Annotated in this window: 20 protein-coding genes; 14 read left to right on the forward strand and 6 right to left on the reverse strand. The window is 72.2% G+C overall.

All coding sequences use genetic code 11. The annotated features are described in order from the left end of the window. Positions 1–26: 26 nt before the first annotated feature. On the reverse strand, positions 27–485 hold the full coding sequence (locus tag C7M71_RS23345; RefSeq protein ID WP_229758870.1) for an indole-3-glycerol phosphate synthase: 459 nt from the start codon (positions 483–485) through the stop codon (positions 27–29). A 107-nt stretch (positions 486–592) separates the two neighbouring features. After that, positions 593–1,381 (reverse strand): pyrimidine reductase family protein, encoded by a 789-nt coding sequence (locus tag C7M71_RS23350; protein ID WP_114914520.1) that lies wholly within the window; start codon positions 1,379–1,381, stop codon positions 593–595. Between C7M71_RS23350 and zapE the strand changes: the two genes are divergently transcribed. From zapE to C7M71_RS23375, 5 genes are all read left to right on the forward strand, one after another. Next, positions 1,380–2,477, forward strand: coding sequence for a cell division protein ZapE (gene zapE / locus C7M71_RS23355; RefSeq protein ID WP_111492473.1), 1,098 nt, complete (start codon positions 1,380–1,382; stop codon positions 2,475–2,477). The two genes, C7M71_RS23350 and zapE, sit on opposite strands and share 2 nt — an antisense overlap. Positions 2,478–2,537: 60 nt before the next feature. After that, positions 2,538–4,637, forward strand: coding sequence for an excinuclease ABC subunit UvrB (gene uvrB, locus C7M71_RS23360; protein WP_111492475.1), 2,100 nt, complete (start codon positions 2,538–2,540; stop codon positions 4,635–4,637). Between the two features lie 241 nt (positions 4,638–4,878). Then, entirely contained in the window at positions 4,879–5,460 is a 582-nt protein-coding gene (locus C7M71_RS23365; protein WP_111492472.1) for a TerD family protein, read from the forward strand. A gap of 237 nt (positions 5,461–5,697) precedes the next feature. Next, a complete protein-coding gene (locus C7M71_RS23370) occupies positions 5,698–6,684 on the forward strand; it encodes a TerC family protein (protein WP_111492471.1) in 987 nt (328 codons plus the stop codon). A 404-nt stretch (positions 6,685–7,088) separates the two neighbouring features. Further along, on the forward strand, positions 7,089–7,547 hold the full coding sequence (locus tag C7M71_RS23375; RefSeq protein WP_175607732.1) for a lamin tail domain-containing protein: 459 nt from the start codon (positions 7,089–7,091) through the stop codon (positions 7,545–7,547). 212 nt (positions 7,548–7,759) lie between these two features. Here C7M71_RS23375 and C7M71_RS23380 read toward each other — a convergent pair whose 3' ends face one another. The 3 genes from C7M71_RS23380 to C7M71_RS23390 all read right to left on the reverse strand — a co-directional run bounded on the left by C7M71_RS23380 (position 7,760) and on the right by C7M71_RS23390 (position 10,787). Then, entirely contained in the window at positions 7,760–9,043 is a 1,284-nt protein-coding gene (locus tag C7M71_RS23380; RefSeq protein WP_111492469.1) for an LPXTG cell wall anchor domain-containing protein, read from the reverse strand. A 225-nt stretch (positions 9,044–9,268) separates the two neighbouring features. Next, on the reverse strand, positions 9,269–9,919 hold the full coding sequence (locus C7M71_RS23385) for an MBL fold metallo-hydrolase (RefSeq protein ID WP_162824336.1): 651 nt from the start codon (positions 9,917–9,919) through the stop codon (positions 9,269–9,271). Between the two features lie 67 nt (positions 9,920–9,986). Next, positions 9,987–10,787, reverse strand: coding sequence for a maleylpyruvate isomerase family mycothiol-dependent enzyme (locus C7M71_RS23390; RefSeq protein WP_111492468.1), 801 nt, complete (start codon positions 10,785–10,787; stop codon positions 9,987–9,989). 427 nt (positions 10,788–11,214) lie between these two features. On the opposite strand from C7M71_RS23390, the gene uvrA reads away from it, so the two are divergent. The 9 genes from uvrA to C7M71_RS23435 all read left to right on the forward strand — a co-directional run bounded on the left by uvrA (position 11,215) and on the right by C7M71_RS23435 (position 24,211). Then, positions 11,215–14,109 carry an excinuclease ABC subunit UvrA gene (gene uvrA, locus C7M71_RS23395; protein ID WP_114914521.1) on the forward strand — a complete coding sequence of 965 codons (2,895 nt, stop codon included), beginning with the start codon at positions 11,215–11,217 and terminating at the stop codon, positions 14,107–14,109. Between the two features lie 113 nt (positions 14,110–14,222). After that, positions 14,223–15,584, forward strand: coding sequence for a hypothetical protein (locus C7M71_RS23400; protein ID WP_162824337.1), 1,362 nt, complete (start codon positions 14,223–14,225; stop codon positions 15,582–15,584). A gap of 73 nt (positions 15,585–15,657) precedes the next feature. Then, positions 15,658–16,182, forward strand: coding sequence for a Rieske (2Fe-2S) protein (locus C7M71_RS23405; protein ID WP_111492748.1), 525 nt, complete (start codon positions 15,658–15,660; stop codon positions 16,180–16,182). Positions 16,183–16,250: 68 nt separating this feature from the next. After that, positions 16,251–18,254, forward strand: coding sequence for an excinuclease ABC subunit UvrC (uvrC, locus tag C7M71_RS23410; protein WP_111492749.1), 2,004 nt, complete (start codon positions 16,251–16,253; stop codon positions 18,252–18,254). Between the two features lie 130 nt (positions 18,255–18,384). Beyond that, the gene (rapZ, locus tag C7M71_RS23415) at positions 18,385–19,269 is read left to right on the forward strand and encodes an RNase adapter RapZ (RefSeq protein WP_055589537.1); all 885 of its coding nucleotides are present in this window, start codon (positions 18,385–18,387) and stop codon (positions 19,267–19,269) included. Positions 19,270–19,374: 105 nt separating this feature from the next. Continuing rightward, entirely contained in the window at positions 19,375–20,406 is a 1,032-nt protein-coding gene (locus C7M71_RS23420) for a gluconeogenesis factor YvcK family protein (RefSeq protein ID WP_229759215.1), read from the forward strand. Continuing rightward, positions 20,397–21,377: a DNA-binding protein WhiA gene (gene whiA, locus C7M71_RS23425; protein WP_111492751.1), complete on the forward strand. Its 981-nt coding sequence runs from the start codon at positions 20,397–20,399 to the stop codon at positions 21,375–21,377. Before C7M71_RS23420 ends, whiA begins: the two co-directional genes overlap by 10 nt. 263 nt (positions 21,378–21,640) lie before the next feature. Further along, the gene (locus tag C7M71_RS23430; protein WP_111492752.1) at positions 21,641–23,395 is read left to right on the forward strand and encodes a glycosyl hydrolase family 18 protein; all 1,755 of its coding nucleotides are present in this window, start codon (positions 21,641–21,643) and stop codon (positions 23,393–23,395) included. A 132-nt stretch (positions 23,396–23,527) separates the two neighbouring features. Further along, on the forward strand, positions 23,528–24,211 hold the full coding sequence (locus C7M71_RS23435) for a YoaK family protein (protein WP_111492753.1): 684 nt from the start codon (positions 23,528–23,530) through the stop codon (positions 24,209–24,211). Between the two features lie 65 nt (positions 24,212–24,276). Here the strand turns inward: C7M71_RS23435 and C7M71_RS23440 are convergent, their stop codons facing one another. After that, complete coding sequence (locus C7M71_RS23440) at positions 24,277–26,718, reverse strand: glycoside hydrolase family 9 protein (protein ID WP_111492754.1); 2,442 nt, start codon at positions 26,716–26,718, stop codon at positions 24,277–24,279. Between the last annotated feature and the right edge of the window lie 200 nt (positions 26,719–26,918).

Here is a 26,918-nt window from a genome sequence, read left to right on the forward strand (position 1 = left end):
GACCCACGCCCGGGGCGGGGCGGGTGTCAGACGTCGTGCGCGAAGAGCTTGAGGACCGGCACGCCCACCCGGTGGCGGGCCCGCGACGCCCAGTCGCGGTGGAAGAACTCCTCGACGAAGTGCGGGGAGGTGAGCACGATGACCTCGTCGGCCCCGGTGTCCTCCACCACGGTGCGCAGCATGCCCAGCGGGTTGTCGGACACCACATGGCCGACGGCGTCCGAACCGGCGGCGTGCAGCCGGTCCAGGGTGTGCGCCAGCGCCTGGTCGGCAGGGGTGGCGGTGTCGTCCTCGTCCCGCTCGTGCACCGCCTCCTCCAGGCGGCCGAGCGCCACGTCGTCCAGGGCGCGCAGCAGTTCGTCCTGCCGGCCGCGCGGCTGCATCAGGACGACAAAGGAGGTCTTCTCCTCGCCGTGCAGCGTGGTGACCAGCTCGATGTCGGCCTCGGAGAGCGCCTTCTCGATCATCAGTACGGTCGTGAACACGTGAGTCCCTTCTTCTCCCCGTGGCCCCCGGTCCCTGCCTGCTCCCATACTGCCCTCCCGCCCCGGGGGCCACGCAGGGAACGGGGTGTGCCGCAGCGTTGCGGTGGTCACACCGGGCGGGCGTAGCGGGCGAAGAGGAAACCATCCTCCTCCAGCAGTGAGCAGAGCCGGAACCGCTCTGCCGCCGCCGGTTCCGGACCGTGCAGGATGCGCGGCGCGTCGCCCACCGCGAGCAGCGGCGCCAGCGTCAGGCAGAGCTCGTCCAGCAGCCCCGCCGAGGCCAGCTGACCCAGCAGCCGGGGACCGCCCTCGGTGAGCAGCCTGGTCCAGCCCCGGTCGGCGAGCGCGCGCACCGCCGCCGCCATGTCCACCCGCTCCTCCCCGGCCACCACCAGGTCGGCGACCTCGGCGGCGGCCCGCCGGGCCGCGGCCGGGGCGCTCTCGGCGGTGATCACCACCGTGGGCAGCAGCGGCTCGGTGAAGAGCGGGGTCGAGAGGTCCAGGTCCAGACTGCGGCTGACCACGGCGATGGCCGGCGCGGGCGCCTGGCCGCGCGCCGCCCGGTCCGCCGCGAACGCCTCCCGGGCCCGCGCCGGGCGGTACCCCTCGCTGCGCACCGTCTCCGCGCCCACCAGCACCACGTCCGACAGCCCCCGCAGCACCCCGAAGACGCGCTTGTCGGCGGCGCCCGACAGACCCTCGGAGTGGCCGTCGACGCGGGCCGCGCCGTCCAGCGATGCCACCATGTTGGCGCGCAGCCAGGGGCGGCCCCGGTCGGCCTCGGCGGGGTAGGCGTAGACGGCGGCCAGGCCCTCCAGGGTGTCCGGCCCCGGGGTGGTGGCGTGGGCGGCGGGGTCGGCGGGGTCGGCAGGGTCGGCGGGGAGAAGACGGCGCATGCCGGGCAGTCTTCCACGCGCCGTAGGCTGTAGGACTGTGCCTGCCCTACCGAACACCCGTGCCGCCGGCCTCTCCGAGCGCCACCCCGTCGTGCCCGCCGACCGCCTGGTGGGCGAGATGGTCCCGCCGCCGAGGTTCGGCGGCGTCAGCTTCGCCTCCTACCTGCTCGACCCCGGCCAACCCAGCCAGGCGGAGGCGGTGCGGGTCCTGGAGGAGTTCGCGGGCAGCCTCGGCGGCGCCTCGGCCTCGGGCAGCGGCCGCCGCCGCTGGTTCCGCCGCGCCGAACCGGCCCGGTCCGGCCCGGCGGGCGTCTACCTCGACGGCGGCTACGGCGTCGGCAAGACCCATCTGCTGGCCTCGCTCTGGCACGCGGCCCCCGGCCCCAAGGCGTTCGGCACCTTCGTGGAGCTGACCAACCTGGTCGGCGCACTCGGCTTCCAGCAGGCCGTGCAGGCCCTCTCCGGCCACCGGCTGCTCTGCATCGACGAGTTCGAGCTGGACGACCCCGGCGACACCGTGCTGGTCTCCACCCTGCTCGGCCGGCTGGTGGAGAGCGGCGTCAAGCTCGCCGCCACCTCCAACACCCTGCCCGACCGGCTCGGCGAGGGCCGCTTCGCCGCCACCGACTTCATGCGCGAGATCCAGGGCCTGGCGGCGCACTTCCGCCCGCTGCGGATCGACGGCGAGGACTACCGCCACCGGGGCCTGCCCGCCGCGCCGCCGCCGTACGCCGACGACACCGTCACCGAGGCCGCCGCCCGCACCCCCGGCGCCGTCCTGGACGACTTCGGCGACCTGCTGGCCCACCTCGCCACCGTCCACCCCAGCCGCTACGGCGCGCTGCTCGACGGCGTGCAGGCGGTCTTCCTGCGCGGGGTACGGCCCGTCCCCGACCAGGCCACCGCGCTGCGTCTGGTGGTGCTCGCCGACCGGATGTACGACCGCGAGCTGCCGGTGGTGGCCTCCGGCACCCCCTTCGACGAGATCTTCGGCGAGGAGATGCTGCGCGGCGGCTACCGCAAGAAGTACCTGCGGGCCGTCTCCCGGCTGGTCGCCCTGGCCCGGGACAGCGCCAGGGTCGCCCCCGGGGCCTGACCCGGCCCGGTTGTCAGTGGCCCGGCCCGGTTGTCAGTGGTGGGTCGTACGGTGGGTGTCGTGCGACCCATCACCGACATCAAGCGCAAAGTGGCGCCCTTCGAGGTCGTCAGCCCCTACCAGCCCAACGGCGACCAGCCGGCGGCCATCGCCGAGCTGGAGCGCCGCGTCCGCGCGGGCGAGAAGGACGTCGTGCTGCTCGGCGCGACCGGCACCGGCAAGTCCGCCACCACCGCCTGGATGATCGAGCGCCTCCAGCGCCCGACCCTGGTGATGGCGCCCAACAAGACCCTCGCCGCCCAGCTGGCCAACGAGTTCCGCGAACTGCTGCCCAACAACGCCGTCGAGTACTTCGTCTCGTACTACGACTACTACCAGCCCGAGGCATACGTCCCGCAGACGGACACCTATATCGAGAAGGACTCCTCGATCAACGAGGAGGTCGAGCGCCTGCGCCACTCCGCGACCAACTCGCTGCTCACCCGCCGCGACGTGGTCGTGGTCGCCTCGGTCTCCTGCATCTACGGCCTGGGCACCCCGCAGGAGTACGTGGACCGGATGGTCCCGCTGAAGATCGGCGAGGAGATCGACCGCGACGCCCTGCTGCGCCGCTTTGTGGACATCCAGTACACCCGCAACGACCTGGCCTTCACCCGCGGTACCTTCCGGGTGCGGGGCGACACCATCGAGATCTTCCCGGTCTACGAGGAGCTGGCCGTCCGGATCGAGATGTTCGGCGACGAGATCGAGGCGCTCTACACCCTGCATCCGCTCACCGGCGAGATCGTCTCCGAGGACCAGGAGCTCTACGTCTTCCCCGCCTCCCACTATGTGGCCGGCCCGGAGCGCATGGAGCGCGCCATCTCCGAGATCGAGCAGGAGCTGGAGCAGACCCTGGCCCGGATGGAGAAGCAGGGCAAGCTGCTGGAGGCCCAGCGGCTGCGGATGCGCACCACCTACGACATCGAGATGATGCGCCAGATCGGCACCTGCTCCGGCATCGAGAACTACTCCCGGTTCATCGACGGCCGCGACCCGGGGACGGCCCCCAACACCCTGCTCGACTACTTCCCGGAGGACTTCCTCCTGGTCATCGACGAGTCGCATGTCACCGTGCCGCAGATCGGCGCGATGTACGAGGGCGACGCCTCCCGCAAGCGCACCCTGGTGGAGCACGGCTTCCGGCTGCCGTCGGCGATGGACAACCGGCCGCTGAAGTGGGAGGAGTTCCTGGAGCGGACCGACCAGACCGTCTACCTCTCCGCCACCCCCGGCCCATACGAGCTCTCCCGGGGCGACGGCCAGGTCGAGCAGATCATCCGCCCCACCGGACTGGTCGACCCCGAGGTCATCGTCAAGCCCACCCAGGGCCAGATCGACGACCTGGTGCACGAGGTCCGCCTGCGCACCGAGAAGGACGAGCGCGTCCTGATCACCACGCTCACCAAGAAGATGTCCGAGGACCTCACCGACTACATGCTGGAGCTGGGCATCCGGGTGCGGTACCTGCACAGCGACATCGACACCCTGCGCCGGGTCGAGCTGCTGCGCGAGCTGCGGGCCGGCGAGTACGACGTGCTGGTCGGCATCAACCTGCTGCGTGAGGGCCTGGACCTGCCCGAGGTCTCCCTGGTCGCCATCCTGGACGCCGACAAGGAGGGCTTCCTGCGCTCCGGCACCTCGCTGATCCAGACCATCGGCCGTGCCGCGCGCAATGTCTCCGGCCAGGTCCACATGTACGCCGACCGGATCACCCCGGCGATGGAGAAGGCCATCGACGAGACCAACCGGCGGCGCGAGAAGCAGATCGCGTACAACCGGGAGCGCGGCATCGACCCGCAGCCGCTGCGGAAGAAGATCGGCGACATCCTGGACACCATCGCCCGGGAGGACGTCGACACCACGGAGCTGCTCTCCACCGGCTACCGGGGCGTGGGCAAGACCAAGGCGCCGGTCCCGGCGCTGGGCCGGGGCGGCACCGACGGGCGCGACGCCAAGACCCTGCCCGCCGCCGAGCTGGCCGAGCTGATCCAGAGCCTCACCGACCAGATGCACACCGCCGCCGCCGAGTTGCAGTTCGAGGTCGCCGCGCGGCTGCGCGACGAGGTCGGGGAACTCAAAAAGGAGCTGCGCCAGATGCGCGAAGCAGGCATGGTCTGAGCTGCCGCCCCGGCGGACCCGCCACCCGTGGGGGTGGTCCGCCGGGGCAGAATGTCTTTGAGCAGCGCCACACAGGGGTAGTCCCTGCGTGGCGCCGGACGTGGTCGCCATAGGGTGGGGGCAATGGGGGGCGGATCAGCCCTCGGGCGCGCTCCCGCACTCGCGGCACCGCGCCGGAACACCGCAGAGGGGGGCCTCGGCCGGTCATCACCGGGGCCGATCCGGAAGAGAGGACGGCACCGTGTCGGTGAACCTGGCGAAGGGCCAGAGCGTCAGTCTTCAGAAGTCCAGTGGCGAGTCGCTGGCAGTCGTGCGGATGGGCCTCGGTTGGAAGGCCGCCCCACGCCGTGGACTGTTCGGCACCCGCACCCGAGAGATCGACCTGGATGCCTCGGCGGTGCTCTACGCCGACAAGACCCCGTCGGACGTGGTCTTCTTCCAGCACCTGGTCAGCAATGACGGTTCCATCCGCCACACCGGCGACAACCTGGTCGGCGGCGTCGGCGCGGGCGGTGACGACGAGTCGATCCTGGTGGACCTGCCCCGGGTGCCGGTGCACATCACCCAGATCGTCTTCACCGTCAGCTCCTACACCGGGCAGAACTTCCAGCAGGTGGAGAACGCCCACTGCCGACTGGTGGACGAGACCAGCGGCCAGGAGCTGGCCCGCTATGAGCTGACCGGCGGCGGTGCGCACACCGGCCAGATCATGGCCAAGGTGTACCGCGACGGCTCCGGCGGCTGGCAGATGGCCGCCATCGGCGCCCCGGCGCAGGCCCGGACCTTCCAGGACATGCTCCCCGCCATTGCGCCGTTCCTGTAGCCCCCGGGCGGAGTCCACCCTCCGATCTTTTACCTTCGTAGGACCTTCCTTTACCTTCCCTTGGGGGTTCCTGGTAGGGTTCTCTGTATCGGAGGGGAGTATTCCCCCGCAGCGTCCCCGTCATCACGGCAGCGCCCGGCAGAGCCGGCGGTGCCCGGGGCGCCGGTCCGCAGAGGTGTGGACGGAAGAGACCTCCGGCAGCCGACGAGTGTTCGCCGAATCTGCCGGAGGTGCAGGATGGACGTTTCCCTGGCCATGTGGGCCACCACCATCGTGGCGCTGTGCGCCCTGATCGCTGTCGACTTCTTCATCGGCGGCCGAAAGCCGCATGAGGTCTCCCTCAGGGAGGCCGGTACCTGGACCGCCGTCTGGGTCGTGCTGGCCGCCGTCTTCGGCGGGGTCCTGTGGTGGCAGGCCGGGTCGCAGCCCGCCGGTGAGTTCTTCGCCGGCTACATCACCGAGAAGTCGCTCAGCGTCGACAACCTCTTCGTCTTCATCCTGATCATGGCGAGGTTCGCGGTGCCCGCCGTCTTCCAGCAGCGGGTGCTGATGGTCGGCGTGCTTGTCGCCCTGGTGCTCCGAGCCGGCTTCATCGCGGCCGGCGCCGCCGTCCTCTCCACCTTCTCCTGGGTCTTCTTCCTCTTCGGCGCCTTTCTGATCTGGACCGCCTGGAAGCTCATCCAGGACGCCCGGTCCGATGAGCAGGACGAGGAGTTCAAGGAGAACCGCCTGCTCAAGGCCGTACAGAAGCGCTTCCCCGCCACCGACGGCTACCACGGCACCAAGCTGTTCGTCCGGGAGAACGGCCGTCGCCTGATGACCCCGATGCTGATCGTCATGCTGGCGATCGGCACCACGGACGTCCTCTTCGCGCTGGACTCCATCCCGGCGATCTTCGGCCTGACCCAGGACCCGTACATCGTCTTCACCGCCAACGCCTTTGCGCTGATGGGTCTGCGCCAGCTGTACTTCCTCATCGGCGGCCTGCTGGCGAAGCTGGTCCACCTCTCCTACGGCCTGTCGATCATCCTGGGCTTCATCGGCGTCAAGCTGGTGCTGCATGCGCTGCATGAGTCCGGGGTGCACGTCCCCCAGATCGGTATCCCGGTCTCGCTGGGCGTCATCTGCACCGTGCTCGTGGTCACCACGGCGACCAGCCTGCTGGCCTCCCGCCGCAAGGCCGAGGCGGAGCGGGCGGAGCAGCGCCACTCGATCGACGCCTGAGCCGCCCGTGGCCGTGCGGCCCGGCTGTGCGGCCCGGTCGTGCGGCCCGGTCGTGCGGGTCGTCCCCCTCAGGGGTGAACCCCGCCCGCGCCGCACGGTTCGTCGCCCTTCGCGCCGCCCCGCGCCGCCTCCGGCCCACCGCCGCAGGCGGCGCGCAGGCGTTCGGGAAGGCCACCCGGCACCGCTCTGACCAGCGGGTATTCCGGCCGACCGGCCGGTGTTCGGGCCCCGGACGCGGCGCGGGCACCCGGCGCACGCCGGGGCGGCGGACCGCCGACCCCGCACCATGATCACCTCTTCGGGGGAAGTCGTGGCCGAGCTACCCCGGGCCGCCCGCGATGCCTCGTACGGTCATCCCATCGGCGCAGCCGCACCCAGGCCGCGCACCGAACCAGGGGACATCAATGCACGCACGTCGCATCGCCTCCATGCTCCTCGCCGCCACCGCAGCGGCCGCCGTTCTCGGCACCGGTACGGCCCAGGCGGCCGGCCACCCCCACCACCGGATCGACCGCCACCGCGCGATCGTCGAGCTGGGCCCGGTCCACCGGGACGGCAACGCGAGCCGGGAGTGGATCACCCTCACCAACACCTCCGGCCGCCCCGTGGACCTGCGCGGCTGGACCCTGTCGGACCGTGACCGGCACTCGTTCCGCCTCCGCCATGTGAGCCTGCGCGGACACCAGTCCGTGCGGGTCCACACCGGCCACGGCCGTGACACCTTCCGCGACGTCTACCAGGAGCAGCGCCGCTCCGTGTGGGACCGCGTGGACACGGCCACCCTGCGGGACGACCGGGGTCGCGTCGTGGACCAGGCGAGCTGGGGCGGCCGCATCGACCACCACCCGGGCCACCGCCGCTGACCTGCGGTGAGAGAGAGGTCCGGCCGCGTCCTCGACGCGGCCGGACCTCTGGTCCAGCGGGGACGGGATCGTCGGTGAGCCAGGGCCGGTCGGCGGCTGAGTGCTCCGGACCCCGAGAAGGCCGATGGCCGCCCACCGGAGGGGGCGGCCATCGGCCGGGCTGCTACCCGGGCCTCAGGCGAGGATGCCCGAGGTCATGATCTGGCGAATGATCAGGCACTGCGTCGGCGACGGAACACCAGCAGGGCCGCGCCGCCGGCGACAAGCGCGGCGCTGCCCAGCGCCAGGGGCAGGGTGCTGCTGCCGGCGCCCGTGTGGGCGAGCTCGTCGCCGCCGCTGGAGGAGGCGGGCGTCACAGGGGCGGCAGCCGGCGCGGGCGAGGTGCTCTGCGCGGGACTCGGAGCGCTGCTGGGGGTGGCGCTCCGAGTCGGGGTGGTGCTCTGGGTCGGCGTCGCGCTCTGGCTCGGCGCGGCGCTCTGCGTCGGGGTCGCGCTCTGGCTCGGCGAGGCGCCGGCAGACGGGCCGGCCGCGATGGTCACGGTCGCACTCCTGGAGCAGAGCGTCGTGCCCCGGAAGTTCTCGCGGCCCTCGTTGACGAAGACACACGGGCTGATGGTGGCCTTGCCCGGCTTCGCGCTGCTCGGGTAGCTGAGCCGCACCCGGACGGTGTGGGTGGTGCCGGCCTTGGCCGAGGAGCTTTCCCCGTCCAGGTAGAAGCCCTGGCGGTCGCGGCCCTGGATCGGCCCCAGGGTGGTCCAGGCACCGTTCCCGGTACGGACCTGCACCTTCGCCGGGGCGTCGATGAAGAGCACATTGCCGAGGCGCACATAGTCCGAGGGCGTCGGGTTGGAGAGCGTCGCGTCGAACTCGATCGGCGCGCCGCCCGCGACCACCGTGGCGGGGACGTGGGACACCGAGGAGGAGATGGAGGTCACGCCGATCGTGTGGGTGTCCTCGGCCAGCGGGTTCCACTCGTCGGCCGCGTCGGCCACCGCAGAGTGCAGCTTGATCGACTGCGTCCCACCATTGCTGGCCCCGTTGAACGGGGTGCCCATCGGCAGACCGATCCGCAGCTTCAGGGTCCGCTGGCCGACGGCCAGGTGGAAGTTCTCCGATCGGCCCTCGAAGCGGCCCTGGCCGACGTCGTACGTCAGCGCCAGGTCCTTCCACGTGCTCCCCTCCAGGAACTGCATCACCAGCCCGTTCTCCGGCACCCCCGGGCCGGTCGTGGCGTCCAGCTCAAGGGCGACCGGGCGGGGCGTGCCCGTGTTGTCGATCGTCTCGGTGAACTCGACCGGCTGACCGGCGAAACCGACCGACGCCGGGGTGTTCGCGGAGAGGGTGATCCCCGCGGACGGTGCCGACTCGGCGAACGCGGAGGGTGCCGCTGTGAGCACCGCGCCGGAGCCGAGGATGCACGCGAGCAGTGCCGCCGCAGACGCGGAGCGGCGGGCGGTGCGGGCGGTGCGCGGCATGGCGGTGCCTTCGGTCTTCATGCTGATCCCCCAGTGTCAACAGGCGGCGCTGCCTGATGGGCCGCGTCCGCTCCGGCACTCTGTTGCGGTGCCTCGCATGTAGAGACGCTTCTTTTCACCAACGGTTGCAGCCGGGTGCAGAGTTTTTTGGAGCAACTTCGGAGGCAGCCGTGCCGAGTGTGAACGCGGACCGTGCCAATCCGGTCAAGGGTGGACGAAGCCCTGTCCCGGCCCCGTGCGACCGGATCACCAGCCCCGGTCGCGCCACTCCGGGATCCGAGGGCGCTCGACTCCGAGCGTGGTGTCGTTGCCATGGCCCGGGTAGATCCAGGTCTCGTCCGGGAGGACGCCGAAGACCTTCTCCTCCAGTCCGTCCATGAGCGAGGCGAAGTCTCCCGGATTCGCGGTCCTGCCGGGGCCGCCGGGGAAGAGGCAGTCCCCGGTGAAGAGGTGCGGGTGGCCCTGGGGGTCGTCGTAGACCAGGACGATCGCGCCGGGGGTGTGGCCGATCAGGTGGCGGACGGTGAGCCGGACATCGCCGACCCGGACGGTGTCGCCGTCGTCCAGCGGGAGGTCGGTGGGGACGGCGATGCCCTCGGTGTCATGGCGTCCGGCGGCGGTGCGGGCCCCGGTGGCGGCGACCACGTCGGCCAGCGCGGACCAGTGGTCGCGGTGGCGGTGGGTGGTGACCACGGTGGCCAGGCGGTCGCCGACCGTCTCCAGCAGGGTCGGTGCGTCGGCCGCCGCGTCGATCAGGAGTTGTTCGTCGGTGGCGCGGCAGCGCAGCAGATAGGCGTTGTTGTCCATCGGGCCGACCGCCACCTTGGTGATCATCAGATGGGCCAGTTCACGCACGTCCGGCGGCCCGCCGACCTTCACCGCTCCGTGGTAGGACATGGGCTCGCGCTCCTCTTTCTCGTACGGAGTGGACTCTTGTCCATGATCACGCACCGGGTGCCTGGCGTCATCCCATCGGGGGCAGCTTCGGGAGCGCGGTGCGCGGGTCGGTGAGCTGGACGCCGTCGCGGTGGACCTGGAGGCCGTCGCCGTCGGAGCGGCCGGAGAGCCAGGCGGCCAGGGCGCGGACCGGGCCCTCCACGGTGAGTTCGGGCCGGTCGGCCGGGGGGCCGATGCGCAGCTCCCGCTCTGCGGCCTCCACCAGGAGCCGTACCGGCTCCGCCTCCGGGGCGGCGCGGAACTTGGCGGCCAGCCGCTCCAGCTCGTGGTCGGCGAAGGCGGCCGACCAGTGGGCGGGGGTGTAGCCGGAGTCCAGGTCGACATGGTGGTACTCGAGCTCCACCAGCCGCTTCCCGGGGATCTCGGAGGCGGGGAAGGTGTAGCCGTGGCGGTGGCGCAGCAGGGTGGACCAGGCGTCGGCGGGCATCGCGGCGGCCGCCTCGGCGAACCGCTCATGGGAGGCGCGCAGGTCCGCCAGCTGCTCCCCGAGGGGGCGCCCGGCGCCGTCCTGGATGCCCCGGTCCCGGGCGTCCTCGCCGGCGTACTGCGGGATGTCCTGCCCGGTGCGGGCGCCGGTCAGCAGGTTGACCAGCGAGTCGGCGTGGCGGGCGAGGTGGGCGAGGACATGGCCCCGGGTCCAGCCCGGCAGCAGGGAGGGCTCGGCCAGGGCGGCGGGCTCCAGTCCAGCGACGGTGCGCAGCAGCCGCTCGGTGGCCTCGGCGACCTCGGCCAGGTCGTCGCGGACGAGGGCCGGGGCGGCGTCCGGTGCGGCGGGGGCGGGAGTCGCGGGGTCGGTCGCTTCGGGCATCGGGCGGGTCCTCCTGGGGTCGGTGGCGTTTCCCGGGCCCTCCCCGGTCGTTGGTCCGGCGGGGGCGCACTATCGGACGCTACCCGTGGTCTCCGTTGCCGGCAGCGGTTTTGCGTCGGCGCGGGGGCGGGTGGGGCGGCGCGGGCCGTCACTCGTTCGGGTGCTTCTGGCTGGACAGACTCGATATTCGAACGCGTGAGCTATACGCTGGTCCTCCGATCCTGCCGAACCTGGAAGAAACGCCCGAGCCGTCTGGTTACGATCGACCGTGGGCCTATGACGCCGCCGCCGGTATGGCGCCGCGTCCGCCCGTCCATGGGCCGAGCGCCGGACCGAGCCGGGCCGCCCCCATAACGGCGTCGATCGCCCCAGACCGCCAGCCTCATACCTCCAGCCCCAGACCCTCTCCGGAGAAAGGCGCAGAAGCGTGGCAGACCGCCTCATCGTCCGCGGTGCTCGCGAGCACAACCTGAAGAACGTCTCGCTCGACCTGCCCCGCGACGCGCTCATCGTCTTCACGGGGCTGTCCGGGTCGGGCAAGTCGTCGCTGGCCTTCGACACCATCTTCGCCGAGGGCCAGCGGCGCTACGTGGAGTCGCTCTCCTCGTACGCACGGCAGTTCCTGGGGCAGATGGACAAGCCCGACGTCGACTTCATCGAGGGCCTCTCCCCGGCGGTCTCCATCGACCAGAAGTCGACCTCCCGCAACCCCCGCTCCACCGTCGGCACCATCACCGAGGTCTACGACTACCTGCGGCTGCTCTTCGCCCGCATCGGCAAGCCGCACTGCCCGCACTGCGGCCGGCCGATCGCCCGGCAGACTCCGCAGGCGATCGTCGACCGGGTGCTGGAGCTGGCGGAGGGCACCCGCTTCCAGGTGCTCAGCCCGCTGGTGCGGGCGCGCAAGGGGGAGTACGCCGACCTCTTCTCCGACCTCCAGGCCAAGGGCTACGCCCGCGCCCGGGTGGACGGCGCCACCGTGCAGCTCACCGAGCCGCCCAAGCTGAAGAAGCAGGAGAAGCACACCATCGAGGTGGTGGTGGACCGCCTCACCGTGAAGGAGTCCGCCAAGCGCCGCCTCACCGACTCGGTGGAGACCGCGCTGGGGCTCTCCGGCGGCATGGTGGTGCTGGACTTCGTGGACCTCCCGGAGGACGACCCGCAGCGCGAGCGGATGTTCTCCGAGCATCTGTACTGCCCGTACGACGACGTCTCCTTCGAGGAGATGGAGCCCCGGTCCTTCTCCTTCAACTCGCCGTTCGGCGCCTGCCCGGAGTGCACCGGCATCGGCACCCGGATGGAGGTCGACGCCGAGCTGGTGGTGCCCGACGAGGAGAAGTCGCTCGACGAGGGCGCCATCCACCCCTGGGCGCTCGGCCACACCAAGGAGTACTTCCAGCGGCTGGTCGGCGCGCTCGCCACCGAGCTGGGCTTCCGCACCGACATCCCGTTCGCCGGGCTGCCGGCCCGGGCGCGCAAGGCGCTGCTGTACGGCCACAAGACCCAGATCGCGGTCCACTACCGCAACCGCTATGGGCGCGAGCGCTCCTACACCACCTCCTTCGAGGGCGCGGTGCCGTTTGTGCAGCGGCGCCACTCGGAGGCGGAGAGCGACTCCAGCCGCGAGCGCTTCGAGGGCTATATGCGGGAGGTGCCCTGCCCCGGCTGCCAGGGCACCCGGCTCAAGCCGGTGGTGCTGGCCGTCACCGTCCAGGAGAAGTCCATCGCCGAGGTCGCGGCCATGTCGATCAGCGACTGCGCGGACTTCCTGCTGGGGCTGACCCTGAGCGCCCGCGAGAAGACCATCGCCGAGCGGGTGCTCAAGGAGGTCAACGAGCGGCTGCGGTTCCTGGTCGACGTCGGTCTGGACTACCTCTCGCTCAACCGCGCCGCAGGCACCCTCTCCGGCGGCGAAGCGCAGCGCATCCGGCTGGCCACCCAGATCGGCTCCGGCCTGGTCGGTGTGCTGTATGTGCTGGACGAGCCGTCGATCGGTCTGCACCAGCGGGACAACCACCGGCTGATCGAGACCCTGGTGCGGCTGCGCGACCTGGGCAACACCCTGATCGTGGTGGAGCACGACGAGGACACCATCCGCACCTCCGACTGGGTGGTGGACATCGGCCCCGGTGCGGGCGAGCACGGCGGCAAGGTGGTCCACTCCGGGCCGCTGGCCGAGATGCTGGCCAACGAGGAGTCGATGACCGGGCAGTACCTGGTCGGCAAGCGGTCCATCGCCACCCCAGAGGAGCGGCGGCCGCGCGACCGGAAGCGGCAGCTGGTCGTCCACGGCGCCCGTGAGCACAACCTCAAGGACGTCACCGTCGGCTTCCCGCTGGGCACCCTCACCGCCGTCACCGGCGTCTCCGGCTCCGGCAAGTCCACCCTGGTCAACGACATCCTCTACACCCACCTGGCCCGGGAGCTCAACGGCGCCCGCTCGGTGCCCGGGCGGCACACCCGGATCACCGGCACCGACCTGGTGGACAAGGTGGTCCATGTCGACCAGTCGCCGATCGGCCGCACCCCCCGGTCCAACCCGGCGACCTACACCGGCGTCTTCGACCACATCCGCCGCCTCTTCGCGGAGACCACGGAGGCCAAGGTGCGCGGCTATCTGCCGGGCCGGTTCTCCTTCAACGTCAAGGGCGGCCGCTGCGAGAACTGCTCCGGCGACGGCACCATCAAGATCGAGATGAACTTCCTGCCGGATGTCTACGTCCCCTGCGAGGTCTGCCACGGCGCCCGCTACAACCGGGAGACGCTGGACGTCCACTACAAGGGGAAGTCCATCGCCGAGGTGCTGGACATGCCGATCGAGGAGGCCCTGGGCTTCTTCGAGGCGGTACCGTCCATCGCCCGCCATCTGCGCACCCTCAACGAGGTCGGCCTCGGCTACGTCCGGCTCGGCCAGTCCGCACCGACCCTCTCCGGCGGCGAGGCACAGCGGGTCAAGCTCTCCTCGGAGCTCCAGAAGCGCTCCACCGGCCGCACCGTCTACGTCCTGGACGAGCCGACCACCGGGCTGCACTTCGAGGACATCAGCAAGCTGATCAAGGTGCTCTCCGGCCTGGTGGAGAAGGGCAACACGGTCATCGTCATCGAGCACAACCTCGATGTGATCAAGACCGCCGACTGGGTCGTGGACATGGGCCCCGAGGGCGGCCACGGCGGTGGCGGCGTGGTGGCCGAGGGCACCCCGGAGGAGATCGCGGCCGTGGGCGAGAGCCACACCGGCAAGTTCCTCCGCGACATCCTCGGCGACCGGGTCAGCGACGCGGTGCCCGCCCAGCGGACCCGCCGCAAGCGCACCACCGCTTAGGCAGGCCCGCCGCCCGCCGCCCGCCGCCCGCCGCCCGCCGACCGTGTGGTTCCCGCCGCTCGGCGGAGCGCCGGGCGGCGGGCGGCGGGGGAGCGGTGCCCACCATGGGCGGTATGTCCGCACCGACCGCCGCCGAGGCCCCCGACCCGCTGGTCCACATCGGGCCGCCGCCGATGCGGTCCGCCCCGCCGCAGACCCCGCCGGCGGTCGGGGGCGGCCGTACGGGGGCACGCCGGGCCATCGCCGTGCCGCTGCTGGTGGCCCTGGTGTTCGCCGCCCTCCAGGTGGTCGCCCACCCCAACTGGACGCTCGCCAACGACTCCTACCGCTACGCCCGGCAGAGCCTGGAGATCCTCGGCGCCTCCCCGGCCGAGGCCCGGCAGCAGGCGGTCCGGGCGTACTGCGCCGACCGGGCGGCGCAGCGCAAACGGAGCCGCGCCCTCGACCCGGTCCCGGCCGGGAGCCACGCCGGCCGCAACACCGGGCTGCGGACCTGCCTGCGGACCAATGCGGGCGGGCTTGCCCCGACCGACCCCCGCTATGAGCGGATCTTCGAGACCAGGCCCGGCTACCCCCTGCTGATCTCTCCCGCAGTGGCTCTGATCGGCGTCGCCCGGGGCATGTGGCTGACCGGCCTGCTCCTCGCCATCGGGGCGTCGCTGCTGGTCGTCGCAGTGCTGCGGCAGGTCGGCGGGTCACCGACGGCCGCCGTGGCCGGGCAGCTCCTCTTCCTCTCCAGCCGCCTGGGCTGGTGGACCGCCCAGCCGCTGGCCGAGGGCGCCGTGACCGTCGGGGTGCTGGCGGCCCTGCTGGGCGCCTGGTGGCTGCTGCACGGCCGCCGCCCGGCCGGAGCGGGGCTGCTGCTCGCCGCGCTCGGGGCCACCGCTCTGGTGAAGTACTCGGCGGCGCTGACGCTGGCCTGCGCCCTCGCCCTGGCAGCGGCCTGCCTGCTGTTCGCCCGGCCCGGCCGACCCCCGGCCGCCGCCCGCACCGGGGCCGTCCCGCTGGCCGCGCTGGCCGGCGCCTCGGCGGCGCTGATCGCGGTCGGCGCCTCCGCCCTGCGGCTGCCGGACGCGGCGGAGAGCCTCCAGGACACCTTCAGCCGCAACTTCCACCGGGCCCTGGTCACCGACCCCTGGCAGCGGCTGCTCGGACTGGACGTCCACTACTGGGCGCAGTGGCTGCGCGACCAGGCCGCCCAGCCGCTGCTGCCGGTCCTGCTCTGCCTGGCCGGCTGGGCGCTGCTGCGCCGCTGCCGCGTCCTCGGCGTGCTGGCCGCCGCCGCGGCGGCGGTCGGCGTGGCCACCGCCGCCGCCCACCCGCTGGTCAGCCAGCAGGACCGGCTCTGGGCACTGCTCTGGGTACCGGTGGTGCTCGGTGTGCCGCTCGCCGTCGACCTGCTGCGTTCCGGCCGGGTCGTACCCGAGCCCGCCGCACCGACCGCCGTATCCGGAGCCGCGCTGCCCCGGAGGTAGAGTCGCGACGACCCCGGCGGCGCCGGACACGCCCTGGACCGCCTCACGTAGCCGCACCGACGGAGCGCCGAGCATGCACCACCCCCAGAGCGGACACCCCGAGACCGCCCCCGAGACCGCCCCCGCCCGTGACACCGCCTGTGACACCGCCCGTGACACCGCCCCTGGCAGCGCCGCCGACAGCGCCCCCTGTCCCGCCCGGCGTACGGTGCTGCGCGGCGCCGCAGTGGCGGGCGTGGCCGGTGCGGCGGCGCTCGGCCTGGCGGCCTGCGGCTCCGCGCGCCCTCGTACGTCGGTCCCCAGGGGCCCGATCGACCTGGGCTCGCCCACCGAGGTGCCGGTCGGCGGCGGCGTCGTCCACCGGGAGGACAGACTTGTGGTCACCCAGCCGACCAAGGGCGAGTTCAGGGCGTTCAGCGCGGTCTGCCCCCACGCCGGCTGCGTGGTGGACCAGGTGGCCGACGGGCTCATCCAGTGCCCCTGCCACGGCAGCCACTTCCGGGTCGCCGACGGCTCGGTGGTGGAGGGCCCAGCCCCCACCGCGCTGGCCGAGGTCCCGGTGCGGGTCGAGGACGGCAAGCTCATCGCCGGAAGCTGATCGCCGCGCAGCCGGTCGCCGCGCAGTCTCCGGCCGGGATGTCGGCGCCAGTCGGTACGGTGGTGACCATGGCAGACCCGTCGACATACCGTCCTGCGCCCGGGCAGATCCCGGACTCGCCCGGTGTCTACAAGTTCCGAGACGCCCATGGGCGGGTGATCTATGTCGGCAAGGCCAAGAGCCTGCGCTCGCGGCTCTCCTCCTACTTCCAGGACCTGGCCAACCTCCACCCGCGCACCGCCACCATGGTCACCACGGCCGCCTCCGTGGAGTGGACGGTGGTCGGCACCGAGGTCGAGGCGCTTCAGCTGGAGTACACCTGGATCAAGGAGTTCGACCCCCGCTTCAACGTCAAGTACCGCGACGACAAGAGCTACCCGTCCCTCGCGGTGACGATGAACGAGGAGTTCCCCCGGGTCCAGGTGATGCGCGGCCCGCACCGCAAGGGCGTGCGCTACTTCGGCCCCTACGGGCACGCCTGGGCCATCCGGGAGACCGTCGACCTGCTGCTCCGGGTCTTCCCCGTGCGCACCTGCTCCGCAGGCGTCTTCAAGCGGGCGAACCAGGTGGGCCGCCCCTGCCTGCTGGGCTATATCGGCAAGTGCTCCGCCCCCTGCGTCGGCCGGGTCTCCGCCCAGGAGCACCGCGACCTCGCCGAGGACTTCTGCGACTTCATGGCCGGCCGCACCGGCACCTACCTGCGGCGCCTGGAGGAGCAGATGCGGGAGGCCGCCGCCGCGATGGAGTACGAGCGCGCCGCCCGGCTGCGGGATGACATCGGCGCCCTCAGACGCGCCATGGAGAAGCAGGCCGTGGTACTGGCCGACGGCACCGACGCCGACCTGCTGGCCATCGCCGAGGACGAGCTGGAGGCGGCCGTCCAGATCTTCCATGTGCGGGGCGGCCGGGTGCGCGGCCAGCGCGGCTGGGTGACCGACAAGGTCGAGGACGTGGACACCGCCGCCCTGGTCGAGCACGCCCTTCAGCAGCTGTACGGCGGCGGCGACGACATCGTCCCCAAGGAGGTACTGGTCCCCGCGCTGCCCGACCCGCTGGAGCCGGTCGCCGACTGGCTCTGCACCCTGCGCGGGGCCCGGGTCGACCTGCGCGTCCCGCAGCGCGGCGACAAGAAGGACCTGATGGCCACGGTGCAGCGCAATGCGCAGCAGACCCTGGCCCTGCACAAGACCAAGCGCGCCTCCGACCTCACCACCCGCAGCGTCGCCCTCCAGGAGATCGCCGACGCGCTGGGGCTGGAGACCGCCCCGCTGCGCATCGAGTGCTTCGACATCTCGCACCTCCAGGGCGAGGACGTGGTCGCCTCCATGGTGGTCTTCGAGGACGGCCTGGCCCGCAAGAGCGAGTACCGCCGGTTTGCGATCAAGGGCTTTGCGGGCCAGGACGATGTGCGGTCCATGCACGAGGTGGTGACCCGCCGCTTCCGGCGCTACCTCCAGGAGCGGCAGGCGACCGGCGAGTGGGACATCCCCGAGTCCGGCGAGGCGCCCGCCCCCGGCGAGGAGCCGGTCTCCGGCCCGATCGACCCGGAGACCGGCCGCCCCCGCCGCTTCGCCTACCCCCCGCAGCTGGTGGTGGTCGACGGCGGGCAGCCGCAGGTCGCCGCAGCCCGCCGGGCGCTGGACGAGCTGGGCATCGAGGAGGTGGCCCTGTGCGGCCTGGCCAAGCGGCTGGAGGAGGTCTGGCTGCCGGGCGAGGACGACCCGGTGGTGCTGCCCCGCAGCAGCGAGGGGCTCTATCTGCTCCAGCGGGTCCGCGACGAGGCGCACCGGTTCGCCATCTCCTACCAGCGCTCCAAGCGCTCCAAGCGGCTCACCGCCAGCGGGCTGGACACCGTCCCGGGCCTCGGCGAGAGCCGCCGCCAGGCACTGCTCAAGCACTTCGGTTCGCTGAAGAAGCTGCGCGCCGCCACCGTGGAGGAGATCTGCGCCGTGCCGGGCGTCGGGCGGCGGACTGCGGAGGCTGTTGCCGCCGCGTTGGCCTCCCGTACACCGGCTGCTCCAGCGGTGAACACCTCCACAGGAGAGATCATTGAAGAGCAGGAGGCACGATGACGGCCGACGCATCCGGTCCGATCCGGATCCGCCCGGTGGCGGTAGTCGTCACCCTCCCGGGTGACACAGGGAAGCCCCGGGGCGTCCGGCGCGTTCTCCGTAGCAGAACCACCGAAAGCGGGGAAGAACAGTGACTGTGTCCGGTACGGGAGAGAACGTCCCCGAGCTGGTGATCATCTCGGGCATGTCCGGGGCGGGCCGCAGCACCGCGGCCAAGTGCCTTGAGGACCTGGGCTGGTTCGTCGTGGACAACCTCCCGCCCTCCTTGATACCGACCATGGTCGACCTCGGGGCCCGCTCGCAGGGTGCGGTGGCCCGTATAGGCGTGGTGGTCGATGTCCGGGGCCGCCGCTTCTTCGACGACCTGCTGACCTCCCTGGAGGAGCTGGAGCGGCGCGGGGTGCGGCTGCGGGTGGTCTTCCTGGAGGCATCCGACGACGCCCTGGTCCGCCGCTTCGAGAGCGTCCGCCGCCCGCACCCGCTCCAGGGCGACGGCCGGATCGTCGACGGAATAGCGCGTGAGCGCGACTTGCTGCGCGAGCTGCGCGGCGAGGCCGACCTGGTGATCGACACCTCCAGCCTCAATGTGCACGAGCTGCGCGCCAAGCTGGATGCGCAGTTCTCCGGCGAGGGCGAGCCGGAGCTGCGCGCCACCGTGATGTCCTTCGGCTTCAAGTACGGCCTGCCCGTCGACGCCGACCTGGTGGTGGACTGCCGCTTCCTGCCCAATCCGCACTGGGTGCCCGAGCTGCGGCCCCGCACCGGCACCGACGACGAGGTCGCCCGCTATGTCTTCGACCAGCCCGGCGCCAAGGAGTTCCTGGACGGGTACTCCGAACTGCTCCGTATCGTGACCGCCGGCTTCCGCCGCGAGGGCAAGCGCTACATGACGCTTGCCGTAGGCTGCACCGGGGGGAAGCACCGGAGTGTCGCCATGTCGGAGCGGCTGGCCAAGCGGCTGATCGCGGACGGAGTGGAGACGGTCCTGGTGCACCGCGACATGGGACGGGAGTGACCGCAGCGACCCTTCCGCCCCGGGCCGAGTCGGCCCGGGGCGCGGGGCCGGCGGTCGGCAGAGGAACGTGGGGCACGGGTGACGGGACACACTCCGGGGCGGCAGATCCACCGCAGGGCTGCCGACCGGGGGCACGGAAATGCCCACCGGGCCGCCGCCCCCAAGATCGTGGCGCTGGGCGGCGGCCAGGGACTCTCCGCGTCGCTGTCGGCGCTGCGCCGGCTCACCGCCGACCTGACCGCCGTGGTCACCGTCGCGGACGACGGCGGCTCCAGCGGTCGGCTGCGCGAGGAGCTGGGCGTGCTGCCCCCCGGGGACCTGCGCAAAGCGCTGGCCGCGCTCTGCGGCGACGACGAGTGGGGCCGTACCTGGTCCGAGGTCATCCAGCACCGCTTCACCAGCGACGGCGAGCTGCACGGCCATGCCGTCGGCAATCTGCTGATCGTCGCCCTCTGGGAGAAGTTGGGCGACCATGTCGCCGCCCTGGAGTGGGTCGGACGGCTGCTGGGCGCCCACGGCCGGGTACTGCCGATGTCCGCCGTACCGCTGGACATCGAGGCCACCGTGCGCGGCCATGACCCGGACCGCCCCGGCGAGATCGGGACCGTGCGCGGGCAGGCCGACGTCGCGGTCACGCCCGGCACCGTGCAGTCCATCCGGCTGCTGCCGGAGAACCCGCCGGCCGTCCCGGAGGCGGTCGCCGCCGTGCGGGACGCCGACTGGGTGGTGCTCGGCCCCGGCTCGTGGTTCACCAGCGTGCTGCCGCACCTGATGGTCCCCGAGCTGGCCGAGGCGCTCTTCGCCACCAAGGCGCGGCGGCTGCTCACCCTCAACCTGGCCCCGCAGCCCGGCGAGACCGAGGGCTTCACCCCGCAGCGCCACCTGGAGGTCCTTGCCCACCACGCCCCGCAGCTCATGGTGGACGCCATCCTGGTGGACGAGGGCGCGGTGACCGGCGGCGCCTTCGGCGACGCCGACCTGCCCGGCCTGGAGAAGGCCGCCGGGCGGATGGGCGGCGAACTGGTGCTCGACCGGGTGGCGGCGGCGGACGGTACGCCGCGACACGACCCAGAGCTCTTGGCCGCCGCGTACGACCGGATTTTCCGGACACATGGAAGGATCGGCGCATGGCGATGACTCCAGCTGTGAAGGACGAGATCAGCCGGCTTCCTGTCACCCGGACCTGCTGCCGCAAGGCGGAGGTGTCGGCGGTGCTGCGGTTCGCGGGTGGTCTGCACCTGGTGAGCGGACGCATCGTGATCGAGGCGGAGCTGGACACCACCTTCGCGGCACGGCGGCTGCGCAAGGACCTGCTGGAGATCTTCGGCCACTCCTCGGAGCTGGTGGTGATGGCCCCCGGCGGCCTGCGGCGCGGCAGCCGGTACGTGGTGCGGGTGATCAAGGACGGCGACCTGCTGGCCCGGCAGACCGGACTGGTGGACGGGCGGGGACGGCCCATCCGGGGCCTGCCCCCGGCGGTGGTCTCCGGCGCCACCTGCGATGCGGAGGCCGCCTGGCGCGGCGCCTTCCTGGCGCATGGCTCGCTGACCGAGCCCGGTAGGTCCTCCTCGCTGGAGATCACCTGCCCCGGCTCCGAGGCAGCGCTCGCCCTGGTCGGCGCGGCCCGCCGGCTCGGTATCGCGGCCAAGGCCCGCGAGGTGCGCGGCGTGGACCGGGTGGTGGTCCGCGACGGCGACGCCATCGGCGCGCTGCTGACCCGGCTGGGCGCCCATGAGTCGGTGCTCGCCTGGGAGGAGCGCCGGATGCGCCGCGAGGTGCGGGCCACCGCCAACCGGCTCGCCAACTTCGACGACGCCAACCTCCGCCGCTCCGCCCGTGCCGCAGTCGCGGCCGGCGCCCGGGTCCAGCGGGCCCTGGAGATCCTCGGCGAGGAGGTGCCGGAGCATCTGGCCGCCGCCGGCCGGCTGCGGATGGAGCACAAGCAGGCTTCCCTGGAGGAGCTGGGCTCGCTCGCCGACCCGCCGCTGACCAAGGACGCCGTCGCGGGGCGCATCCGCCGCCTGCTGGCGATGGCCGACAAGCGCGCCCTGGAGCTGGGACTGCCCAGCACCGAGGCCAATCTGACGGAGGAGATGGTCGCCGGCTGACCTCGGCCGGTACCGACCGCAGCGCCCCGCAGCCGCCCCCCCGGGCGGGCTGCGGGGCGTTCCGCGTTTCCGGAGTCCGGTGGAGCCGGATCCCTTGACACCAAAGTGGTCTAGTCCAATCATGGTCGATGGCCCGCACACCGGCAGCCCCTCCCCGACCCGGTGCGACCGGACCTCCCCTTCCGCAGTGGCGACATCGGGCACCGCCCGCGGAGGCGGATGCACTCATCCCCTTCGCCGTCTCACTCCGTGGGAGCACCCTGATGAGAGCCAAGCGCACCATCCGCGCGGCGCTGACCGCCCTGCTCACCGCCGCCGCCTTCGCCGGGCCGACCGCCGTCGGGGGCGGAGCCGCACAGGCGGCGACGCCGCTGCCGAACCGCGTCTTCGCCCCCTACTTCGAGGCATGGACCGGAGACAGCCCGGCCGCCCTCGCCGCCCAGTCCGGTGCCAAGCACCTGACCATGGCCTTCCTCCAGACCGCCAGTAAGGGCTCCTGCACGCCCTACTGGAACGGTGACAGCAGCATGCCGGTCTCCGCCGCCACCTTCGGCAGCGACATATCCACGATCAAGGCCAACGGCGGCGACGTCATCCCGTCCTTCGGCGGCTACACCGCCGACAACACCGGCACCGAACTCGCCGACAGCTGCACCGACGTCAACTCCATCGCCACCGCCTTCGAAAAGGTCATCACCACCTACGACATCAGCCGGATCGACCTCGACATCGAGGACAACTCGCTCAACAACTCGGCCGGCATCGACCGCCGCAACAAGGCCGTCAAGCTGGTCGAGGACTGGGCCGCCGCCAATGGGCGCACCGTGCAGTTCTCGTACACCCTGCCCACCACCACCAGCGGCCTCGCCTCCAGCGGACTCGCCGTGCTGCGCAACGCGGTCACCAACAACGCCCGGATCGACGTCGTCAACCTGATGACGTTCGACTACTACGACGGCGCCTCCCACAACATGGCGACCGACACCCAGACCGCCGCCACCGGCCTGCGCAACCAGCTGGCGCAGCTCTACCCGTCGAAGACCGACGCCCAGCTGTGGGGCATGGTCGGCGTCACCGAGATGCCGGGCATCGACGACTACGGCCCCGCCGAGACCTTCACCACCGCCAATGCCGCCACCGTCTACAACTGGGCCGTCTCCAAGGGCATCAACACCCTGTCCTTCTGGGCCCTGCAACGCGACAACGGCGGCTGCCCCGGCACCGGCGGCGCGGACAACTGCTCCGGCATCGCCCAGGACACCTGGGCGTTCACCCGCACCTTCGCCCCTTTCACCGGCGGCTCCACAACCCCGGTGGGCAACGACTTCTCGGTCGGGCTCTCCACGGCGTCCGGCTCGGTGGCACCCGGCGGCTCCACCACCGCCACCGTGCAGACCGCGGTGACCTCCGGCCAGGCCCAGACGGTCGCCCTGACCACCAGCGGAGCCCCCGCCGGGGTCACCGTCGGCATCAGCCCGTCCTCGGTGAACGCCGGCGGCTCCGCCACCCTCACCGCCACCGCGTCCGCCACGGCAGCGCCCGGCACCTACCCCATCACCGTCAAGGGCACCGCCACGTCCGGCAGCCACACGGCGACGTACACCCTGACCGTCACCGGCTCCGGCGGCAACCCCGGCGGCACCCTCGGCAATGCCGGACTGGAGAGCGGCAGCCTCAGCCCCTGGACCTGCCAGCCCGGCGGGGCCGTGGTGGGCAGCCCCGCGCACTCCGGCAGCCATGCCCTCAAGGCCGCCGCGACCGCGAGCCAGACCGGTGAGTGCGGCCAGACCGTCACCCTCGCCCCCAACACCTCCTACACGCTGACCGCCTGGGTGCAGGGCGGCTACGCCTTCGTGGGCGTCAGCGGCGGTGCCACGGCCAGCTCCTGGACCTCCTCCACCAGCTGGTCCAAGCTCACGGTGCCCTTCACCACCGGCTCCTCCGGCACGGTGACGGTGTATCTGCACGGCTGGTACGGCCAGGGCGACGTCTACGGCGACGACTTCGCCATCAGCTAGCGCCTCGCCCGCCCGGGCCCTCCGGGCAGCCCTGCCGCCGGGGTCGGACCGCGCGTCGCGGACCGGCCCCGGCGACGGCCGTGCGAAGGTGGACGCCGGTCGGCAGTCGGGTCGGAGCGGGCGGTGGCAGCCATGGAGGAGCGCCGGAACGACCGGCCGCTGCTGGTGGTGCTGGTGGCGCTGACCACGGTCACCGGGTGCCTGGACGCGGTCTGCTATCTGGGCCTGGGGCGGGTCTTCACGGCGAATATGACCGGCAATGTGGTCATCCTCGGCTTCTCGGCCGCCGGTGCCCCCGGCTTCTCGATCGTCCGGCCGCTGATCGCGCTGGCCGGGTTCGCCCTCGGCACGCTGTCCGGGGGGCGCCTGGCGCTGGTGATGGCCGGGCGGCCCCGGGCGCAGTGGGTGAGCGGCGCGCTGACCGCCGAGTCCCTGCTGATCGCGGTGGCCGCGCTGGTGGTGGCCGTCACGGACGGGTCCGGCGGCCACCAGGGCGCCATCGCCGTACTGGCGACGGCCATGGGCATCCGCAACGCCACCGTGCGTCGGCTGGCCGTACCCGATATGAGCACCACGGTCCTCACCACCATCCTCACCGGCCTGATCGCGGAGTCCTCGCCGGCCGGAGGCACCAACCCCCGGGCCGGGCGGCGGATCGGCGCCGTCGTCGCGCTGGCGGGCGGCGCCGCCGGGGGCGGCTGGCTGGTCCTGCACCGCGGCCTGGTGCTGCCCCTGCTGGTCGCCGCCTGCACCGTCGCGGCCATCGCGCTGGCCCATGCGCTGTGGGTCTTCCTCCGTCGCGTACAGCACAGCTGACGCTCGCTCAAGCAGTGCGGTGGCCCGGCCTGCACCCTGCCAGGCCGGGCCACCAGGGGGGAGGGTCAGCTACAGGTCTTGCCGTTGAGCGTGAAGGGGGACGGGTTCGCGGCGGGGGCGCCCGAAGCCTGGAAGCCGAAGGCGGCCGAGGCACCGGGGGCGAGGGTGCCGTTGTAGGCGGCGCTGGCAGCGGTGACGGCGGCCCCGGACTGGGACACGGTCGCGTTCCAGGCGCTGGTGATCTTCTCGGAGCCCTTGAAGGAGAAGCCCAGCGACCAGCTGCTGAGGGTGGTGGTGCCGGTGTTCTTCACCGTGACGTCGGCTGTGAAGCCGGTGCCCCAGCTGTTCACCGTGTAGGTCACCGCGCAGGCCCCGGGGGAACTGGTCGGGGTGGGCGTCGGCGTCGGGGTGGGGGTCGGCGTCGGCGTCGGCGTCGGCGTCGGGGTGGGCGTGCGCGTCGGGGTCGGGGTCGGAGTGGGGGTCGGCGTGGGCGTCGGGGTCGGCGTCGGCGTGGAGCCGGAGCCGTCCGGAGTGGCGCCCCACTGCGGTGCCGTGCCCTCCAGCAGCACGATGTTGGCCGCGTCGACCGGGGTGGCGCCCGGCGTGGTGGCGATGCCCCGGTACGACCAGTCATTGGCCGGGTCCCAGGCGCCCGAGGAGGCGATCCGGAACTGGACCTCCTTGCGGTAGGCCGACTGGCCCGCCGGGGCGATGGAGGTGTTGGAGCAGTCCACGGTCACGTAGTAGACGCTGTCCTTGAACTGGGTCGGCCCGGTGACCTGCCCGCACTGGTTGTAGTTGGTGGTGAGCGTGATCTGGCTCGGGCTGACGCCGGGCTCCAGCGTGAAGTAGTAGCGCAGCGAGGCGTGGGTGAGCGCCCGGGCCGGCCACGCCGACTTGTTGATCAGGTACGCCTTGATCTCGGTGAAGTTGCTGCCGGTGGCGTTCACCGACGCCTGGACCGACATCTCCGGCCCGTCCGGGGTCTCCTTGGGCGGGAAGTTCGCCACCGGGCTGCCGCCGTACTCCGCGTACAGGCGGGCCAGCGCGCCGGTGAAGGCGGCGTTGTAGTCGGTGGCGACCTCGTTGTCGGTGTAGTTGCTGCGGTCGTCGGTGTACTTGTCGTCCGGCGACGCGGGGCCGCCGACCAGGGCGCCGTAGAGGGTGTGGCGGGTCTGCACCGGGTTGGTCATCTGGTCGGTCCAGGAGCCGTGCGCGGTGCGGTGGTGCGGGTTCTGCGGCGGGTTGGCGCCGAAGCCGATCATGTAGCTGGCCTTGCGGGGGTTGTCGCCCAGCGCATAGCCGATCTGCCGCACCGCGAAGTCGTGGTAGCGGGCCTTGCGGGTGGCGTCGCCGGTCAGCCCGTCCGAGTAGACCAGCGCGACAAAGGCGGTGTTGGCGGCGTAGCGCAGCGAACCCCAGGAGTCCAGCACGGCCTCGCCGCCGGGGGAGTAGTTGACCTTGCTGCCGTTGACGCCGACGGTCCACCAGTCGAGCCAGCGGTTGGCGTCGTCGGTGTACTGCTGCTTGCCGGTGAGCTGGGCCAGCAGCACATAGCAGCCATAGGACTTGTCGTCCCAGGCCAGGGTCCACTTGTAGGAGCGGGTGGTGGTCTGCGGCTCGGTGGAGAGGTTGGCGTAGTACGACTCGGCCTTGGCCAGGTAGGAGGCGTCACCGGTGGCCTTGTAGAGCCAGATGGCGCCCCAGACCAGCTCGTCGTTGTAGCCGCTCCAGGAGTTGTAGTAGTCCTTGGCGTCGGTGATGCAGTCGCTGTACTTGCCCCGGTAGGCGTCGGCGAAGGAGTACAGCTGCTTGGCGTGGGTGAGCAGCTTGTCCGCGTACGCCGGGTCGCTGTCGGCGAAGACCATGGAGGAGGAGGCCATCGCGGCGGCGGTCTCGCCGGCCAGGTCGGAGCCGGGGCAGGAGGCGTCGATCTTGTACGCCGGGCGGTCCATCGGCAGCACCTCGGCCGGACCCCACCAGGCGTGGTCCTTGGTGCCGTTGCCGACCTGCCCGTAGAGCACATTGGCCGAGGGGTGGGCCTTGATGAAGTAGTCGTTGACGTAGCGCAGGCTGTTCTTGAGGTACTGCATCTGGCCGGAGTCGGTGTACGCCTTCTTCTCGGCGATGCCGCCCCAGGCGAGCAGGGTGGTGGAGGAGGCCATCGGCAGGCCGAACTTCACATGGTCGCCGGCGTCGTACCAGCCGCCGGTGAGGTCCAGACCGACGTCCTTGCCGTCGTTGAGCGCGGAGTCGCCGCGCCAGGAGACGCGGTTGGTGGCGGGCAGCTTGCCGGACTGCTGGGCCTCGTAGAAGAGCAGCGACTTCTGGAGCGCCTCGCCGTAGTTGAACGTGGTGGCGGCTGCGGCGGGGGCGGCGAAGTGCATCGGCAGCAGGGCGCCGGCGGCGAGTGCGCCGGCCAGCGCGAGCCCGGCGAGGCGGCGGCGGGCGGGTGGCGGGGGAGCGGCGGTGGAACGGCGGGGCGGGTGTCCGTCAGAGCGCGGCATGGCGTCCTTCCCGTACGGCGCGCGGGGGCCCGGCGGGGGCGGCGCCGGGGGTGGGGGGACTGGGCACGGGGCGGGCAGCGGATGCCACTGTCCGGGCCGCGAAAGCTGGGGGCAGGGGGGTGCAGACATGGGGTGGGAGCGCTCCCACTGCGGCGTGGTCGATGATGACGTCGCCTCAGGGGCATGTCAATGGATCGAGC

The sequence above is a fragment of the Peterkaempfera bronchialis genome, from assembly GCF_003258605.2.
Lineage (GTDB): Bacteria > Actinomycetota > Actinomycetes > Streptomycetales > Streptomycetaceae > Peterkaempfera > Peterkaempfera bronchialis.